At 39.4% G+C, this 16,713-nt stretch carries 13 protein-coding genes, 1 tRNA gene and 1 other RNA gene; 11 read left to right on the top strand and 4 right to left on the bottom strand.

Features of this window, described 5'->3' with window-relative positions:
• Position 1 precedes the first annotated feature (1 nt).
• The 3 genes from SCSH_RS05575 to SCSH_RS05565 all read left to right on the top strand — a co-directional run bounded on the left by SCSH_RS05575 (position 2) and on the right by SCSH_RS05565 (position 3,771).
• On the top strand, positions 2-1,750 hold the full coding sequence (locus tag SCSH_RS05575; RefSeq protein WP_057490908.1) for an ABC transporter ATP-binding protein: 1,749 nt from the start codon (positions 2-4) through the stop codon (positions 1,748-1,750).
• Entirely contained in the window at positions 1,740-3,617 is a 1,878-nt protein-coding gene (locus SCSH_RS05570) for an ABC transporter ATP-binding protein (protein WP_057490907.1), read from the top strand. The genes SCSH_RS05575 and SCSH_RS05570 overlap by 11 nt, the downstream gene beginning before the upstream one ends.
• An 82-nt stretch (positions 3,618-3,699) precedes the next feature.
• Positions 3,700-3,771: transfer RNA gene (locus SCSH_RS05565), tRNA-Arg, on the top strand.
• Between the two features lie 127 nt (positions 3,772-3,898).
• On the opposite strand, the gene SCSH_RS05560 is transcribed toward SCSH_RS05565, so the two are convergent.
• On the bottom strand, positions 3,899-4,510 hold the full coding sequence (locus SCSH_RS05560) for a TVP38/TMEM64 family protein (protein WP_057490906.1): 612 nt from the start codon (positions 4,508-4,510) through the stop codon (positions 3,899-3,901).
• A gap of 80 nt (positions 4,511-4,590) precedes the next feature.
• Between SCSH_RS05560 and ssrA the strand changes: the two genes are divergently transcribed.
• Positions 4,591-4,939, top strand: a transfer-messenger RNA (tmRNA) gene (ssrA, locus tag SCSH_RS10900).
• A 51-nt stretch (positions 4,940-4,990) separates the two neighbouring features.
• The gene (locus tag SCSH_RS05555) at positions 4,991-5,605 is read left to right on the top strand and encodes a DUF3862 domain-containing protein (protein WP_057490905.1); all 615 of its coding nucleotides are present in this window, start codon (positions 4,991-4,993) and stop codon (positions 5,603-5,605) included.
• Positions 5,606-5,671: 66 nt separating this feature from the next.
• On the opposite strand, the gene SCSH_RS05550 is transcribed toward SCSH_RS05555, so the two are convergent.
• The 3 genes from SCSH_RS05550 to SCSH_RS05540 are packed head-to-tail and all read right to left on the bottom strand — an operon-like array spanning position 5,672 to position 7,551.
• The gene (locus tag SCSH_RS05550) at positions 5,672-6,466 is read right to left on the bottom strand and encodes a hypothetical protein (RefSeq protein ID WP_057490904.1); all 795 of its coding nucleotides are present in this window, start codon (positions 6,464-6,466) and stop codon (positions 5,672-5,674) included.
• A 9-nt stretch (positions 6,467-6,475) separates the two neighbouring features.
• Positions 6,476-7,183 (bottom strand): ABC transporter ATP-binding protein, encoded by a 708-nt coding sequence (locus SCSH_RS05545; protein ID WP_057490903.1) that lies wholly within the window; start codon positions 7,181-7,183, stop codon positions 6,476-6,478.
• The gene (locus tag SCSH_RS05540; RefSeq protein WP_057490902.1) at positions 7,180-7,551 is read right to left on the bottom strand and encodes a GntR family transcriptional regulator; all 372 of its coding nucleotides are present in this window, start codon (positions 7,549-7,551) and stop codon (positions 7,180-7,182) included. The genes SCSH_RS05545 and SCSH_RS05540 overlap by 4 nt, the downstream gene beginning before the upstream one ends.
• Before the next feature lie 177 nt (positions 7,552-7,728).
• Here SCSH_RS05540 and SCSH_RS05535 point away from each other — a divergent pair, with 177 nt between their 5' ends.
• From SCSH_RS05535 to glmS, 6 genes are all read left to right on the top strand, one after another.
• A complete protein-coding gene (locus SCSH_RS05535) occupies positions 7,729-10,833 on the top strand; it encodes a DNA polymerase III subunit alpha (protein WP_057490901.1) in 3,105 nt (1,034 codons plus the stop codon).
• A gap of 82 nt (positions 10,834-10,915) precedes the next feature.
• The gene (gene pfkA, locus SCSH_RS05530) at positions 10,916-11,929 is read left to right on the top strand and encodes a 6-phosphofructokinase (RefSeq protein WP_057490900.1); all 1,014 of its coding nucleotides are present in this window, start codon (positions 10,916-10,918) and stop codon (positions 11,927-11,929) included.
• A 69-nt stretch (positions 11,930-11,998) separates the two neighbouring features.
• The gene (gene pyk, locus SCSH_RS05525) at positions 11,999-13,501 is read left to right on the top strand and encodes a pyruvate kinase (RefSeq protein WP_057490899.1); all 1,503 of its coding nucleotides are present in this window, start codon (positions 11,999-12,001) and stop codon (positions 13,499-13,501) included.
• A gap of 136 nt (positions 13,502-13,637) precedes the next feature.
• A complete protein-coding gene (locus tag SCSH_RS05520; RefSeq protein WP_057490898.1) occupies positions 13,638-13,880 on the top strand; it encodes a GlsB/YeaQ/YmgE family stress response membrane protein in 243 nt (80 codons plus the stop codon).
• A 164-nt stretch (positions 13,881-14,044) separates the two neighbouring features.
• Positions 14,045-14,599, top strand: a complete 555-nt coding sequence (gene lepB, locus SCSH_RS05515; RefSeq protein WP_057490897.1) for a signal peptidase I — start codon at positions 14,045-14,047, stop codon at positions 14,597-14,599.
• A gap of 229 nt (positions 14,600-14,828) precedes the next feature.
• The gene (gene glmS / locus SCSH_RS05510; RefSeq protein WP_057490896.1) at positions 14,829-16,643 is read left to right on the top strand and encodes a glutamine--fructose-6-phosphate transaminase (isomerizing); all 1,815 of its coding nucleotides are present in this window, start codon (positions 14,829-14,831) and stop codon (positions 16,641-16,643) included.
• The last annotated feature ends 70 nt before the right edge of the window (positions 16,644-16,713 follow it).

The following is a 16,713-nucleotide window of genomic DNA, read 5'->3' as shown; positions in this document are numbered from 1 at the left end:
TATGCTTAAATCTCTTATTGCTGAGATTAAGGACTATAAAAAGCCTTCAATTTTAGCTTCTGTCTTTATGGCTTTTGAGGTTATTTTTGAAATTTCTATTCCTTTTGTCATGGCTTATCTGCTCAACAACGGTGTTAAAGAATCAGATATGAGTAATATTCTCAAATTTGGCTTTTTAATGCTGGTCTGTGCTTTTTTATCTTTATTTTGCGGAATTCAGTCTGCTAATTATGGAGCCAAAGCATCTGCTGGTTTTGCTAAAAATCTGCGTAGGGCTTTGTTTAGCAAGGTGCAGACATTCTCATTTGAAAATATTGATAAGTTTTCAGCCGGCGGCTTGGTTACGCGTATGATGACTGATGTTACCAACATTCAAAATTCATACCAGATGATTATCCGCGTCTGTGTTCGTGCGCCCTTGAATTTGATTTTTGCCTTTTGTGCGACTTTTTTGATTAATGCTAAAATGGCTATGATCTTTGTTTATGTGGCGATTTTTCTTGCCTTGGTTTTAACCTTGGTTATGCGTACGGTATTTCCAATCTTCAAAAAGGTCTTCAAAGAATACGACCATTTAAATAACAGTGTGCAGGAAAATATCACGAATATGCGTGTCGTGAAGTCATATGTCAAAGAGGAAAAAGAGACAGTCAAATTTAAAAAAGCTTCCCGCATGATTTATAACATGTTCATGAAGGCTATTCGCTTGGTTACCGTCAATAACCCTGCTATGATGCTGTCAATGTATACTTCCTTCTTGATGATTTCTTGGTTGGGTGCTCACTTGATTGTTTCTGATGAGTTAACAACAGGTGATTTAACAGCCATGTTCACCTACACCATGACCATCTTGATGTCCCTTATGATGTTTACCATGATTTTTGTGCTCCTGTCTATTTCGACAGCATCTGTGGAGCGTATTGATCAGGTTCTGACGGCAGATTCAACAATTGTTTCTCCAGAAAACGGTCAGACAGAAGTAAAAGATGGTTCTATTGTCTTTGATCATGTTAATTTCTCCTATACAGATGAAGATGGAGACAAGGCTCATGTCTTAAGCGATATCAATTTTACCATTCGTTCGGGTGAAGTTATTGGAATTCTTGGCGGTACGGGTTCTGGGAAATCAAGTCTGGTACAGCTGATTGCTCGTTTATATGACGTTGAATCAGGAGCTGTTAAAGTAGGTGGAGTAGATGTCCGCGAATATGATTTAGATCATCTTCGCAAGCAAGTGGCCATGGTGTTGCAAACCAATGTCTTGTTCTCAGGAACGATCAAAGAAAACATGCGCTGGGGAAATAAAGAGGCTACCGATGAGGAAATCATTGCTGCTTGTAAAATTGCTCAGGCCGATGAATTTATTTCTACCTTTAAAGACGGCTATGATACGATGATTGAGCGCGGCGGTGCTAATGTTTCAGGCGGCCAGCGGCAGCGGCTCTGTATTGCCCGTGCCCTTTTGATGAATCCTAAAATTTTGATTTTGGATGATTCGACATCGGCAGTTGATACCAAGACAGATGCTCTAATCAGGCAAGGTTTGGCAGCTAGTTTAAAGGATACGACGAAGATTATTATTGGCCAGCGCATTTCATCTATTCAGGATGCTGATCGTATTGTTGTCCTAAATGATGGTAAGATAGATGCTATTGGCAGCCACGAAGACTTGCTGCTTTCAAACGCTATTTACCGTGAAGTATATGAAACACAAACACAAGGAAAGGGAGGTGAAGAAGATGACAAATAAGGGATTTAGGAAAAAAAATAACTGGTCTTCTATTGGACGTCTTTTGGCCTTCATGTGGAGAGAATATAAGCTTCAGCTCATTATTTCCTTTGTTTTGATTATCATTGCTTCTTTGGCGACTGTCAATCTAACAGCATCTATCCAGTCTCTGGTTGATGATTATATCACACCGATGGTTAAGAGTAACAGCCATGATTTCAGGCCTCTCTTGAACTTTTTGACTGGTGTTGGAGCCTTCTGTATTGTCGGTGTTATTGCCAACTATAGTTTTTCTTTGATTATGGCAACTGTATCGCAAGATACTCTTCGTTCGCTGCGTGATCAATTATTTGCCCGCATGCAAACCCTGCCAGTCAAATATTTTGATACGCACCAGCATGGGGACATTATGTCAGTCTATACCAATGATATTGATACCTTGCGTCAGGCTATTGAACAATCTATTCCTCAGCTCTTATCCTCAGCTTTCACCATTTTGGGAGTGATTGTGTCAATGCTTCGTGTCAGTCCCTTACTTTTCTTGGTGGTATTGGTGATGTTGGCTGTTATGGTTGCTGTTATTAAGACAATATCAGCCAGATCGGGACGCTATTTTGGCGAACAGCAAAAAAATCTAGGGATTGAAAATGGCTTTATTGAAGAAATGATGGCTGGGCAAAAGGTTGTTAAGGTTTTTGTACACGAAAAGGAAAGTATTGAAGCCTTTAATGGAATCAATGAGCAGCTGTTTTTATCTTCTTACCGAGCTAATGCCTATGCCAATGTTTTGATGCCTATTCTTGGTAATTTGGGAAATGTCTCTTTTGTTTTAACAGCTATTGTCGGTGGAAGTTTCACTGTCGGTGGTGTGGGTGGCTTGACAATTGGTGGTCTCATGGCCTTCTTGCAACTAAATCGCTCATTTACCGGACCGATTGCTCAGGTTTCTCAGCAGTTAAACTTTGTTTTGATGGCTCTGGCAGGTGCCGATCGTATCTTTGATCTTTTGGATGAAAAACCAGAGGTCAACGAAGGAAAGGTCACTCTGGTTAATTACGAAGTCGTTGATGGTCAAATGGTTGAGACATCTGAAGCGACCAATCTTTGGGCTTGGAAACATCCGCGTCCTAATGGAGATGCTGAGCTGGTCAAATTAGTCGGAAATGTTGTCTTTGATCAAGTTGATTTTTCATATGATGGCAAAAGTCAGATCCTTCATGATATCAATCTTTATGCTGATAGGGGGCAAAAAGTGGCCTTTGTTGGCGCAACTGGTGCCGGAAAGACGACGATTACCAACCTGATCAACCGCTTTTACGATATTCAGTCAGGTTCCATTACTTACGACGGTATTGATGTTAAGTTAATTGATAAAAAAGCATTGCGCAAGTCACTCGGTATTGTGCTGCAAGACACGCACTTATTTACAGGCACCATTGCCGAAAATATTGCTTATGGGCGCGAAAATGCTAGCCGCGAAGAGATTCTTGAAGCAGCACGGATTGCCAATGTTGATTCCTTTGTACAGCACTTGGATCAGGGTTATGATACTATGTTAACTGGTGACGGTGCTGGACTTTCAAATGGCCAGCGTCAGTTAATCGCCATTGCTCGCGCAGCCTTGGCCAATGCACCAGTATTGATTCTTGATGAAGCAACATCTTCAATTGATTCGAGAACAGAAAAAATGGTGCAAGACGGTATGGATAAATTGATGGAAGGACGCACCGTCTTTGTCATTGCCCACCGTCTGTCAACCATTGTGAACTCCGATGTTATTATGGTTATGGACCACGGACGTATCATTGAACGCGGCAATCATGAAGAGTTGATGAAGCAAAAAGGCACCTATTATCGCCTTTATACGGGCGGTTTGGAGCTGGATTAAAAACATTGGTGCTTATATCTAAAATAAATTTGCTAAATATGCAGCCAAATTAGCAAAACTATGGTATAATTATCAGTGTTGTCCACCTTTAGTGTAATGGATATCACGTAAGATTCCGGTTCTTGAGATGGGGGTTCGATTCCCTCAAGGTGGATAAATAACTAAATAAAAACCCTTGAAAATCAAGAGTTTTTATTTTTTTGCCCCAAATTTACCCCCAAAAAAGTTCTGTAGTCCCTTGTAGCTAAGTTGTTACTCTAAGGGGTACAGAACTTTTTTGTTTATTTAAAAAGATGTTCTATGAACTTACTGCCGTAAATCCAAAAATAGCTGTAGGAGATGATTGATAAGGGCTTAGTAATGAGAAGTATAGTTGTAAACCGTTTAAGACTCATGCTGGTTAAACCGGTAATCATGACCATAATATCAGCTGGGGAAACCGGCGATAGCATACAAAAAATAAACAGTCTTTCATAGGTTTCGCTTTCTAGCTTGGCCTCATATTTGTCAAAAGTTTCCCTTTTCATAAACAGCAGGATAAACTTGCGGCCAAGCCATTTGACCAAAAGAAAAAGCAAAACACTACCGATAATAATACCAATGTAATTTAAAATGAAACCAAGCCAGGTATCGAAAATCAGGAATCCGGCAACCGTAGTAACGCCGCCCGGAATGACGGGAAAAACAATTTGAAAAATTTGAACGAGTATAAAGATTAGAGGTCCTAAAACTTTGTGACGGTGAACCAGATCTTTTAAGGCATTGCTATCATTTAGAATGCCCAATTTATAAAACCAGATTACTAAAATTACTGAAGCAATCAAGGCTAAAATTCCTAAGAACTGGATAGTCTTTTGCAGCATTATATAACGTCTGCTTAATTTCATTTTCATAATAATATAATAACATATTGGGGTATTTTTTTGCTATTTTTTCCGTAATTTGCTATACTATTTTAACGGATAATGCTTTTGGGGTCGTTACGGATTCGACAGGCATTATGTGGCTTATTTTGCGACTCATCGGCAGATGTAAAAATGCCAGTTAAATATAACTGCAAAAAATACAAATTCTTACGCAGTAGCTGCCTAAAAAACAGCCTGTGTGACTTTCACGAGATTGCTTGTGTTTCGGCGAAAGTCTTATGTTAAACAAGCTACGTTTAACCATTGTCTGGCTGGTTAAAAAGAGAATAACAGACTCGCTAAGGAAGAACTTGAGCTATGTGTCCTTTTTTAGTTAAATTAAGACATAGCCTATGGTTGTAGACAAATAAGCTGGCAGGTGTTTGGACGTGGGTTCGACTCCCACCGGCTCCATGGATGAAAACGCCTATATAAGCGTTTTTTTGTTTAAAAGAAAGTTAGGTTGTAATGAAAAGTATAAAAAAGGTATTATTAGCAAGCTTAATGCTACTGTTTTGTTTTGTATTGTCGGGCTGTCAGACCAAAGAGTCTCATCCAAAGACAGCAAAGCCTTCTGATCAGCCGGCACTGATGAAAACGGAGAACGTAGATTTTCGTTTAAATTTTAATAAGATTAAGATCTCTCATGATAAAAAGACCTTCACGGGCGGAACGAGTTTGGAAGAGCTTAAACAGCTGTTTGGTGAACCCAATAAACATGGGCAAAGACCAGCGGGAGATGTGGTTTTGGACAGCTATACTTGGGAAAAAGACGGAGCTTCAATAGAAGTTCATCTTTATCAAAATAGTACAGTGGCGCGTTCTATTGCCAATTTTTCCTTTAAGCGAAGAGAAAAAATTACTAAATCTGATTTCCAGAAATTACAGACAGGCACCAACTACAAACAGGTAGTTGAACAATTAGGGGAACCCGATGGACTTTTTCAGTCTGTCTCCTCGGATAAGGAAGAAATTCAGGCCGTCTGGACCAGCGGATTAAAAACGAAAGCTGCTTCAGCGGACATTAGATTGTATTTTGAAAATGATCTTCTCAAAACCAAACTTCAAAACGGATTGGATTAAATATAAGTAGAGGCTGGAACTGTATCTTGTTCCAGCCTCATTTGTTCTTCTATTCTGTAAGCTCTCTTATTGTATATTCAATTTATTTTTAATAATGTAGTGTGTTCCAAAATAGAAGATTAGGCCATATATAGAAGTAACAATAATGCTTAGGGTCAAAGAATAATTGCTTCCGTAACTATTGACAAACAGAACATCAAAAATATCATTTCCATAGCCTTGCATTACAATAGCTATAACGCTGCGGATAAAATTGATGAGGAAATAAAAGACGAAGGCCAGCAAGCCACGGTAATCTTGAAAGAGTTGCCCTAGGGAGATAGCCAAATAAATTTCTAAAATGCTAGTAAGGACTCCTACGATAAGAAGCAAAATAAATAATATAAATTCTGAGGAAAAAACAAACTTTTCAAGATTTTTGGCTATTTCTGCTAAATATGTGGCATTTATTCGATTAATAGTTGGAAGAGACAGCAATAAAACGCTGATAAAGAAAACCAAGCTGCTGCAAAAAGTCCAAACAAAACCTGTTAGTAATTTAGCTAAGATAGTTTTATGAGTTGACACCGGCAGAGTTAAAGTTAAATAGCCCTCTCTACCGAAAATATTGTTGTAAAAACGGCGGATAATAATTAATAAAGTAGCAATAAGAATGGCGATAAAAATAGCTACCAGAGAACTTGATAAGATAAGAAGCAAAATTTCCTGAGCATTAGAATTAAAAGTACTATGCTTTTCAAGTCCAATATTATGATTAATCCAAAGCCCCATAACGAAAGAAATAGCAATAGCTAGTCCATATAAGCCAAAAAACCAAGCTCCGACTGATTTAAATTCATATTTTAATAGTTTTCCAAACATATTATCCTCCTAAGCTTTGAATTGTTCTCTAAAGATCTGGTCAATCGATTGTGTATATTGCTCACGTAAATCATCAACTGTTTCCTGTAAAGTAATTTTTCCTTGATTGATAAAAATGACTTCATCTAAAATTTGTTCAATATCAGCAATCAAGTGAGTTGAAATGAGAACAGAGGCATCTTCTGAGTAATTGCCAATAATAGTCTTTAAAATATAATCGCGGGCAGCAGGGTCAACACCGCCGATGGGCTCGTCTAGAATGTAGAGCTGAGCTTTACGGCTCATAACCAGAATCAGCTGTACCTTTTCTTTATTTCCTTTAGAGAGATTCTTTAACTTTTCATTCTGAGCAATAGCCAAATCTTCTAATAACTGTTCAGCTTTCTGCCTATCAAAATCGTTGTAAAAATCTTCAAATAAGCGCAAGATATCGCAAACCCGCATCTTATCACTGAGATAAGTCGTATCCGGGAGGTAGGAAATCAATGCCTTTGTTTCAGGACAAGGTCTCAACCCGTTGATTACAATGTCACCTGTAGTGGGCTGCAGCAGTCCGTTAGCCATTTTAATCAGTGTTGTCTTACCGCTTCCGTTTGGTCCCAGTAAGCCAATGATTTTTCCTTTTGGCAGTTTTATAGAAATATCATCAAGGGCTGTTTTTTTCCCGAATTTTTTAGTAACGTGATGTAATTGTAGTAGGGGCAGTTGTTCTGTCATTGTGACTCTCCTTTTATGTATTGGTCTAGTATTGCTGTGAGGCTATCTTTGCTAAAGCCGATTTTAGTCATCTTATCAATAAAATTTTTGAGCTCTAACTGGGCCAATTTACTGCGTTCTTCCTCAATAAGTTGCAGATTTTCTGTTACAAAACGTCCAGAAGTCCTGACGGAAAAAACCATTTCTTCTTGTTCTAGCGACGTAAAGGCTCGTTGCATAGTATTGGGGTTAACACCAGCTTCCTCAGCCAAGTCTCTGACAGTGGGAAGCTGCTGACCAGGCTTAATTTCTTGACTGATAATCTGCATTTTAATATGATTAGCAATCTGAAGATAGATGGGTGATTTTTCGTTAAATTTCCAAGCCATCTTTAACTCCCTTCTAAATGTATAATTGTGTTATATATATAATACAATTATAACAAAATAATGTCAAGAGGTAATTTAGGAATACTAGATGAGACTATATAAAGCTGTAAAAGATTAGCAGAGAATTATGGCTATTTATAGTATAATAGAAGGCAAGAGGATTTTAAGGAGAAGGCCATGTTTGCACAATTAGATACTAAAACCGTTTATAGTTTTATGGATAGTTTGATTGACTTAAAGTCTTACATCAAAAAGGCTAAAGAGCTGGGGTATTCACATATTGGTATTATGGACAGGGACAATCTCTATGCTGCCTTTCATTTTATCAAAGCAGCTCAGCAGGAAAATTTGGTGCCGATTTTAGGGCTTGAAACAGATTTAATGCTAGGTGATGAGCAGGTGACTATGTGTTTTATTGCTCAAAATACGATTGGCTATCAGAATCTGCTTAAAATTTCAACGGCTAAGATGACTGACCACCAGCTGTTTTCTGATATCGAAGAATTTATGGAGGGTGTTGCGGTTGTTATTCCTTACTTTGAGGGGATCGAAAATATTGAACTGTCTGTTCCTTTCTATATTGGTGTTAGGCCGGATACGCCGCAGCTGAATTTCACACATAAACTCCTGCCTCTTTATACTGTGCGCTATTATGAAAATGCTGAAACGGAAACCCTTCAAATCTTACATGCTATCAGGGACAATCTTCCTTTAAGAGATGTAGCCCCCATCGCTAAAAATCAGTACCTTTTGCCTGAACAGGAGCTGGAAGCCGTTTTTGCAGAACGTTTTCCAGAAAGCCTCCCAAATTTAGAAGAGCTTGTGACTTCAGTTTCCTATCAGTTTAATACTGATTTGAAACTGCCGCGCTTTAATCGCCATAAGCCTGCTGCTGAAGAACTAAAAGAATTAGCGCAGCAGGGACTGAAAACTAAAAATCTTTTAAGCGGCAGTTATCAGGAACGCTTGATAGATGAATTAAATGTCATTCATAAGATGGGATTTGATGATTATTTTTTGATTGTTTGGGATTTGCTGCGTTTTGGCCGTTCCCAAAATTATTATATGGGTATGGGACGGGGCTCTGCAGCAGGCAGTCTGGTGGCTTTTGCCCTAGATATTACTGGAATTGATCCTGTAAAAAATGATCTGCTTTTTGAGCGTTTTCTCAACGAAGAACGCTATAGCATGCCGGATATTGATATCGATTTGCCCGATATTTATCGCAGTGAGTTTCTTCGCTATGTCCGTGACCGCTATGGTTCGACTCATTCTGCCCAAATTGTTACCTTTTCAACCTTTGGAGCCAGACAGGCCATCCGAGATGTCTTTAAGCGTTTTGGGGCAACAGAATACGAACTCAGCAACATTACTAAAAAAATCAGTTTTCGTGACACTTTGACCAGTGTTTATGAAAAAAATATTGCCTTTCGTCAGATTATTAACAGTAAAACAGAATATCAGCGAGCCTTTGCCATTGCCCGAAAAATAGAAGGAAAGCCTCGTCAGACCTCTATCCATGCGGCTGGAATCGTCATGAGTGATGATAATCTAACTGACCACATTCCTCTTAAAGCAGGAGAGGAAATGATGATTACCCAGTATGATGCTCCGGCGGTTGAAGCTAATGGACTGTTGAAAATGGATTTTCTTGGCCTTAGAAATTTGACCTTTATCCAAAAAATGCAGGAGAAGGCGGCGCAGGAGTATGGTCAGGTTATTGATATTAAATCTATTGATTTGGAAGACAAAGAAACGTTGGCCCTCTTTGCTGCTGGTAATACAAAAGGTATTTTTCAGTTTGAAGCTGCAGGAGCTATTAATCTATTAAAACGCATTAAGCCATCGCGATTTGAAGAAGTGGTTGCAACCACCAGTCTTAACCGCCCCGGTGCCAGCGATTATACAGAGAACTTTATTCGGCGTAAGTACGGTCAGGAAGAAGTGGATTTGATTGATCCTGCGGTTGCTCCCATTTTAGAGTCAACGTACGGTATTATGCTGTATCAAGAGCAGGTAATGCAGATTGCTCAGGTATTTGCAGGCTTCACACTGGGCAAGGCCGACTTGCTGCGCCGGGCCATGTCCAAAAAGAATGCCCTTGAAATGCAAAAAATGGAAGAAGACTTTTTGTCAGGAGCCGAGCAGCTAGGGCGAAACTCTAAGGTAGCTAAGGACTTATTTGCCAGAATGGCTAAGTTTGCAGGCTACGGCTTTAACAGAAGTCATGCCTATGCCTACTCAGCTCTGGCTTTCCAGATGGCTTATTTTAAGGCACATTATCCAGCAGTTTTCTTTGATATTATGTTAAATTATTCCAGCAGTGATTATCTTGATAATGCGCTGGAAGCTGGTTTTAAGGTAGGAAAACTCTCTATCAATACGATTCCTTATTCTGATAAAATAAGTCACGATCAGATTTACTTAGGTATGAAAAATATCAAAGGATTAGCGCGTGATTTTGCCTATTGGATTATTGAAAACCGTCCTTTTTCAAGTGTAGAAGACTTTCTAACCAGAATGCCGGAAAAATATCAGAAGGCTGAAATCATAACTCCTTTGGTTCAAGTTGGTCTTTTTGATCAGTTTGAAAAGAATCGCAAAAAAATTGTTGTGAACTTAGAACATCTCTTTACCTTTGTCAATGAGCTGGGGAGTTTGTTTGCAGATTCTTTTTACAGCTGGTTGGAAGAAGAAGATTACACTAATGCAGAAAAGTATCAGCTGGAGCAAGATATTATCGGTGCAGGTATCAGCCCTCATCCGCTGATTGAAATTGCTAAGCAATCAGCGAAAAACTTGGTGGCTCTAAGCGATCTGACTGAGGGAAGCGAGGTCACTTTGCTTGCGCAAATCGATGCTGTCAAGGTTATTAGAACAAAATCAAGAGGAGAGCAAATGGCTTTTCTCAGCGTAACCGATACAAAGAAAAAGCTTGATATTACTCTTTTTCCTGAAACTTATCAGAAATACAGACAAATTCTAACGGAGAAAACAATCTATTATTTCACCGGCAAAATTCAGGAGCGGGATCAGCGCCTGCAGATGATTTTGCACCAGCTGGAGCCTGCTTTGACGGAGAAGTTTTGGATAAAGCTGCAAAATCATGACTATGATAAGGAAGTTTCTGCCATTTTGGCGGATTATCCCGGAAATATTCCAGTTGTGCTGCATTATGCAGAAAGTAAAGAAACCTTGCAAAGCAGCCGTCATTTTGTTGCCAAAAGCTCAGAGCTGGAAGAAAAACTGGCCAATTATGCGCTGAAAACGCTTTTTCGCTAAAAAGTAGGAAAGAAAGTGAACATTTTACCAAGGTTTGTGCTATAATAATAACGTTAATTTAAATAAAGGAGTATCAAGCAAAATGAAACGTATTGCTGTTTTAACCAGTGGCGGTGACGCCCCTGGTATGAATGCTGCTGTTCGCGCAGTCGTTCGTAAAGCAATTTCTGAGGGAATGGAAGTTTGCGGAATCAATCGTGGCTATGCCGGCATGGTTGAGGGTGATATTTTCCCGCTTGACGCCAAAGGTGTGTCAAATATCCTTTCCCGCGGAGGAACTTTCCTCCAATCTGCACGTTATCCTGAATTTGCTAAGCTTGAAGGGCAATTAAAAGGTATTGAACAACTCAAAAAGCATGGGATTGAAGGTGTTGTTGTTATTGGCGGTGATGGTTCTTACCACGGCGCTATGCGCTTGACCGAGCATGGTTTCCCTGCTATCGGTTTGCCGGGAACAATTGATAACGATATTGTCGGAACTGATTATACAATCGGTTTTGATACTGCTGTTAGCACTGCCATGGAAGCTCTTGATAAAATTCGTGACACTTCGTTTAGTCACGGCCGTACTTTTGTTGTAGAAGTTATGGGACGCAATGCTGGAGATATCGCACTTTGGGCTGGTATCGCTGCAGGCGCTGACCAAATCATTATACCTGAAGAGGATTACGATATCAACGAAGTTGTAGCTAAAGTTAAAGACGGCTATGTCACTAAGGCTAAAAATCACCACTTAATCGTTCTTGCCGAAGGTGTTATGCATGGTGAAGAATTTGCTGCTAAAATGAAAGAAGCAGGAGATGACAGCGATCTTCGTGTGACAAATCTTGGTCATATCCTTCGTGGTGGAGCACCAACTCCTCGTGATCGTGTTATCGCATCTTGGATGGGAGCTCATGCAGTTGAATTGCTGAAGGCTGGTAAAGGCGGTCTTGCTGTTGGTATTCAGAATGAGAAGCTGGTTGAGCATCCAATTCTTGGAACTGCAGAAGAAGGTGCACTCTTTAGCTTGACAGAAGCGGGTGAAATTGTCGTGAACAATCCGCATAAAGCACGTCTTGATTTTGCGGCTTTAAATCGTGACTTAGCTCACTAAGACTGCAAGTGCAATATAGTTTTTTAATAATAATCAATGATTGATATAAATAAGGGAGTTTCATAAAAAATGAATAAACGCGTAAAAATTGTTGCAACATTAGGTCCAGCGGTTGAAATCCGCGGTGGTAAAAGATTCGGTGAAGATGGTTACTGGAGTGAAAAACTTGATGTTGAAGCGTCAGCTGCCAAAATTGCTGAATTAATTACTGAAGGTGCTAATGTATTTCGTTTCAACTTCTCACATGGTGACCATGCTGAGCAAGGTGAACGTATGGCAACTGTACGCCGTGCTGAAGAATTGGCCCGTCAAAAGGTTGGATTCCTTCTTGATACTAAAGGACCTGAAATGCGTACAGAATTGTTTGCAGATGGTGTCAAGGAATACGAATATAAGACTGGCGATAAACTTCGTGTAGCAACTAAGCAAGGTATCGAATCAACAAAAGATGTTATTGCTTTAAATGTTGCTGGTGGTCTTGATATTTATGATGATGTTGCTGTTGGTCAAACTATTCTTATTGATGATGGGAAACTTGGTCTTACAGTAACTGCTAAAGACATTGCTACTCGTGAATTTGAAGTTGTTGTTGAAAATGATGGCATCATTGCTAAACAAAAAGGTGTGAATATCCCTAACACTAAAATTCCTTTTCCAGCACTTGCTGAACGTGATAATGCAGATATTCGCTTTGGTCTTGAACAAGGTCTTAACTTTATTGCTATCTCTTTTGTCCGCACTGCTAAAGATGTTAACGAAGTTCGTGCTATCTGTAAGGAAACTGGCAATGAACATGTTAAATTGTTTGCTAAAATTGAAAACCAACAAGGTATTGATAACATTGATGAAATCATTGAAGCTGCAGATGGTATCATGATTGCCCGTGGTGACATGGGTATCGAAGTACCATTTGAAATGGTTCCAGTTTACCAAAAAATGATTATCACTAAAGTTAATGCAGCTGGTAAAGCAGTTATCACAGCAACTAACATGCTTGAAACTATGACTGACAAACCACGTGCAACTCGTTCAGAAGTATCTGACGTCTTTAATGCGGTTATTGACGGTACCGATGCAACTATGCTTTCAGGTGAATCTGCTAACGGTAAGTATCCAGTTGAATCAGTACGTACAATGGCTACAATTGACAAGAATGCTCAAACACTTCTTAACGAATACGGTCGTTTGAACTCTGACAGTCTGCCACGTACTAACAAAACAGAAGTGGTTGCTTCAGCTGTTAAAGATGCAACAAAATCAATGGATATCAAATTGGTTGTTACCATTACTGAAACTGGTAATACTGCTCGTTTGATTTCTAAATACCGTCCAGATGCTGACATTTTGGCTCTAACATTTGATGAAAAAATTCAAAAATCATTGATGATTAATTGGGGCGTTATTCCAATTTTGACTGAAAAACCTGCATCTACTGATGACATGTTTGAAATTGCTGAAAAAGCAGCACTTAAATCAGGTTTGGTAGAATCTGGAGATAACATTGTCATTGTTGCTGGTGTGCCAGTTGGTTCAGGCGGAACAAATACAATGCGTGTCCGCACTGTAAAATAAAATTTTTAAAGTGTAAAAGACTCTTGCAGCCTTTTACACTTTTTTAATACTGAAAAATAAAATTAAAGCAGTTTTCTTGGTATTTTAAAATTTTCTTGTTACACTGGTTATAGTCTTATATAGAAAGGCAGAAATTATGGGATTAATTTGGTCGTTAATTGTTGGAGCTGTAATTGGCTCTATTGCTGGTGCCTTAACAAATAAAGGGAAATCCATGGGCTGTTTTGCAAATATTTTTGCTGGTCTGCTTGGTTCTTGGGCTGGTCAGGCTTTATTTGGCAGTTGGGGTCCTAGTTTAGCTGGAATGGCCCTGGTTCCGTCTATTTTAGGGGCGGTTATTGTTGTAGCTGTTGTTTCCTTCTTTTTTGGTGAAAATTAGGAGGGTGTAAAAAACAGCAATCATGATGTCTTTTCCACTCCTGTTTGAATATAAAAAAGAGTGATTGTAAAGTGGATTAGGAGAAATTACGATTTTTAAATCACTTTCTTTTTTTATTACCTGAAAAGTGCTATAATAAATAGCAGTAACTTAAGGAGAAATTAATGGTTAAACGTGACTTTATCAGAAACATTCTTCTGACTATACTGGCAGTTTTAGTCCTGCTTTTATTACGGATATTCGTTTTTTCGACCTATCGGGTAATGCGAGAAGATGCTAATAGCTATTTAAGAACAGGTGATCTTGTTACCATTTCAAAAAAAGAAGAGCCAGCTTATAAAGATTTTGTCGTTTATCGAGTCGCGGGTAAGTCTCATATCGGTCGTATTATTGCTAAACCTAAGGACAGCGTAACGTATATGGATGATATCTTTTATCTGAATAATAAGGTGGAAGAGCAGTCTTATATTGAGAAGCTGAAAAGCAAATATCACAGTAAAAATGGGGAGAATCCTTTTACAGCTGACTTTACCATTGCCACTCTTACCAAAGGAAAATATCAGCAACTTCCTAAGGAAAAGTATCTCATTTTGAATGATAATCGCACAAATACAAAGGACAGTCGGACTTTTGGTCTTATCAAACGGTCGCAGATTAAAGGAGTTGTGACTTTTAGGCTTTTGCCGATGAAAGATTTTGGATTTGTTAAGAAGGAGTAGTGAGGCTACTTTTTAAACTGCAGACAAACTTCATTTTGAGGTTTGTCTTTTTTTTTAGCTTCAAAAAGTTTTCTTTGCTACTTCAAATAAGACTATACCAATTTTATTGTTGACTTTATAGAAATAAAGTTATATACTGGTTTTGTTAATTTTTGGAGGCCTAATTAGGCTATACCAATTATAATAATTTAAGGAGGAAGCAGCAAGAAAAGGCTGCTGTAAGAAAACTATGTGTGGTATTGTAGGTGTTGTAGGCAATCGTAATGCAACAGATATCTTAATGCAAGGATTAGAAAAATTAGAGTATCGCGGATATGATTCTGCCGGAATTTATGTTATCAATAAGCCTGAAAGCGGACGCTTGATTAAGTCAGTCGGCCGTATTGCAGATCTGCGTGCTAAAATCGGTATTGACGTGGCTGGATCTACAGGTATCGGTCACACGCGCTGGGCGACTCACGGGCAAGCTACAGAGGCCAATGCTCACCCGCATACATCAGCAACGGGCCGTTTTGTTTTGGTGCATAACGGTGTTATTGAGAATTATTTGCAAATTAAAGAGGAGTACTTGGCTGGCCATACTTTAAAGGGTGAAACTGATACTGAAATTGCCGTCCATTTAATTGGTCAGTTCGTTGAAGACGGTTTGTCTGTACTTGAGGCTTTCAAAAAAGCTCTGCATATCATTGAAGGTTCTTACGCTTTTGCCTTGGTTGATTCACAAAATCCGGATACTATTTATGTTGCTAAGAACAAATCGCCGCTTTTGATCGGTCTTGGCGACGGCTACAATATGGTCTGTTCGGATGCCATGGCTATGATTCGCGAAACCAATCAGTTCATGGAAATCCATGACAAAGAATTGGTTGTCTTGACGAAGGATAATGTGGAAGTGACAGACTACGACGGTAATGCTGTTGAGCGTGAAGCCTACACAGCTGAGCTTGATTTGTCGGATATTGGCAAGGGAACTTATCCTTACTATATGCTTAAGGAAATTGACGAGCAGCCTACTGTTATGCGCAAATTAATTTCAACCTATGCAGATGATAAAGGAAACATCACCGTTGATCCTGCTATTGTTAAGTCTGTTCAAGAAGCAGATCGTATCTATATCTTGGCTGCGGGAACATCTTACAATGCTGGTTTTGCTTCAAAATCAATGATTGAAACACTGACAGATACTCCTGTTGAATTGGGAATTGCTTCTGAGTGGGGCTACAACATGCCATTGCTGAGCAAAAAGCCGATGTTTATCCTGCTGAGCCAATCCGGCGAAACGGCTGACAGCCGTCAGGTACTGGTCAAGGCTAATGCCATGGGAATTCCTAGTCTGACGATCACAAACGTGCCTGGTTCAACCCTGTCTCGTGAAGCAACTTACACAATGCTGCTCCATGCCGGTCCTGAGATTGCAGTAGCTTCAACGAAGGCTTATACGGCACAAATTGCAGCGCTTGCTTTCTTGTCAAAAGCAGTCGGTGAAGCTAATGGTAAAAAAGAAGCTTTGGAATTTGACTTGGTGCACGAACTGTCAATCGTTGCTCAGTCTATTGAAGCCAGCCTGTCAGAGCGAGAAGTAATCGAGAAAAAAGTTGCCAATTTATTAGCAACCTCCCGCAATGCCTTTTATATTGGTCGCGGCAATGATTACTATGTGGCTATGGAAGCTTCTTTAAAACTCAAAGAAATTTCTTATATTCAGTGTGAAGGCTTTGCTGCTGGGGAATTAAAACACGGAACGATTTCGCTTATCGAAGACGGAACACCTGTTCTTGCTTTGATTTCATCAAGCGAGACTGTTGCGGCTCATACTCGCGGCAATATTCAGGAAGTTGCGGCACGCGGCGCTAACGTTCTGACAGTGGTTGAAGAAGGTTTGGATAAGGAAGGCGATGATATTGTCGTTAATCAAGTACATCCTTATTTGGCAAGCATTTCAATGGTTATCCCAACACAGCTGATTGCTTACTATGCTTCGCTTCAGCGCGGTCTTGATGTTGATAAACCTCGTAATTTGGCTAAGGCCGTTACAGTTGAATAATAGGAAAAGTCCGAAGCTTTGTTTCGGGCTTTTTCAGGTGTTTAGGATTTCATTTCAATTTGTCAGAAAA

Origin of the sequence: Streptococcus orisasini (assembly GCF_001431045.1) — a bacterium.
Taxonomy (GTDB): Bacteria; Bacillota; Bacilli; order Lactobacillales; family Streptococcaceae; genus Streptococcus; species Streptococcus orisasini.
This window is presented reverse-complemented; position numbering and strand designations above follow the sequence as displayed.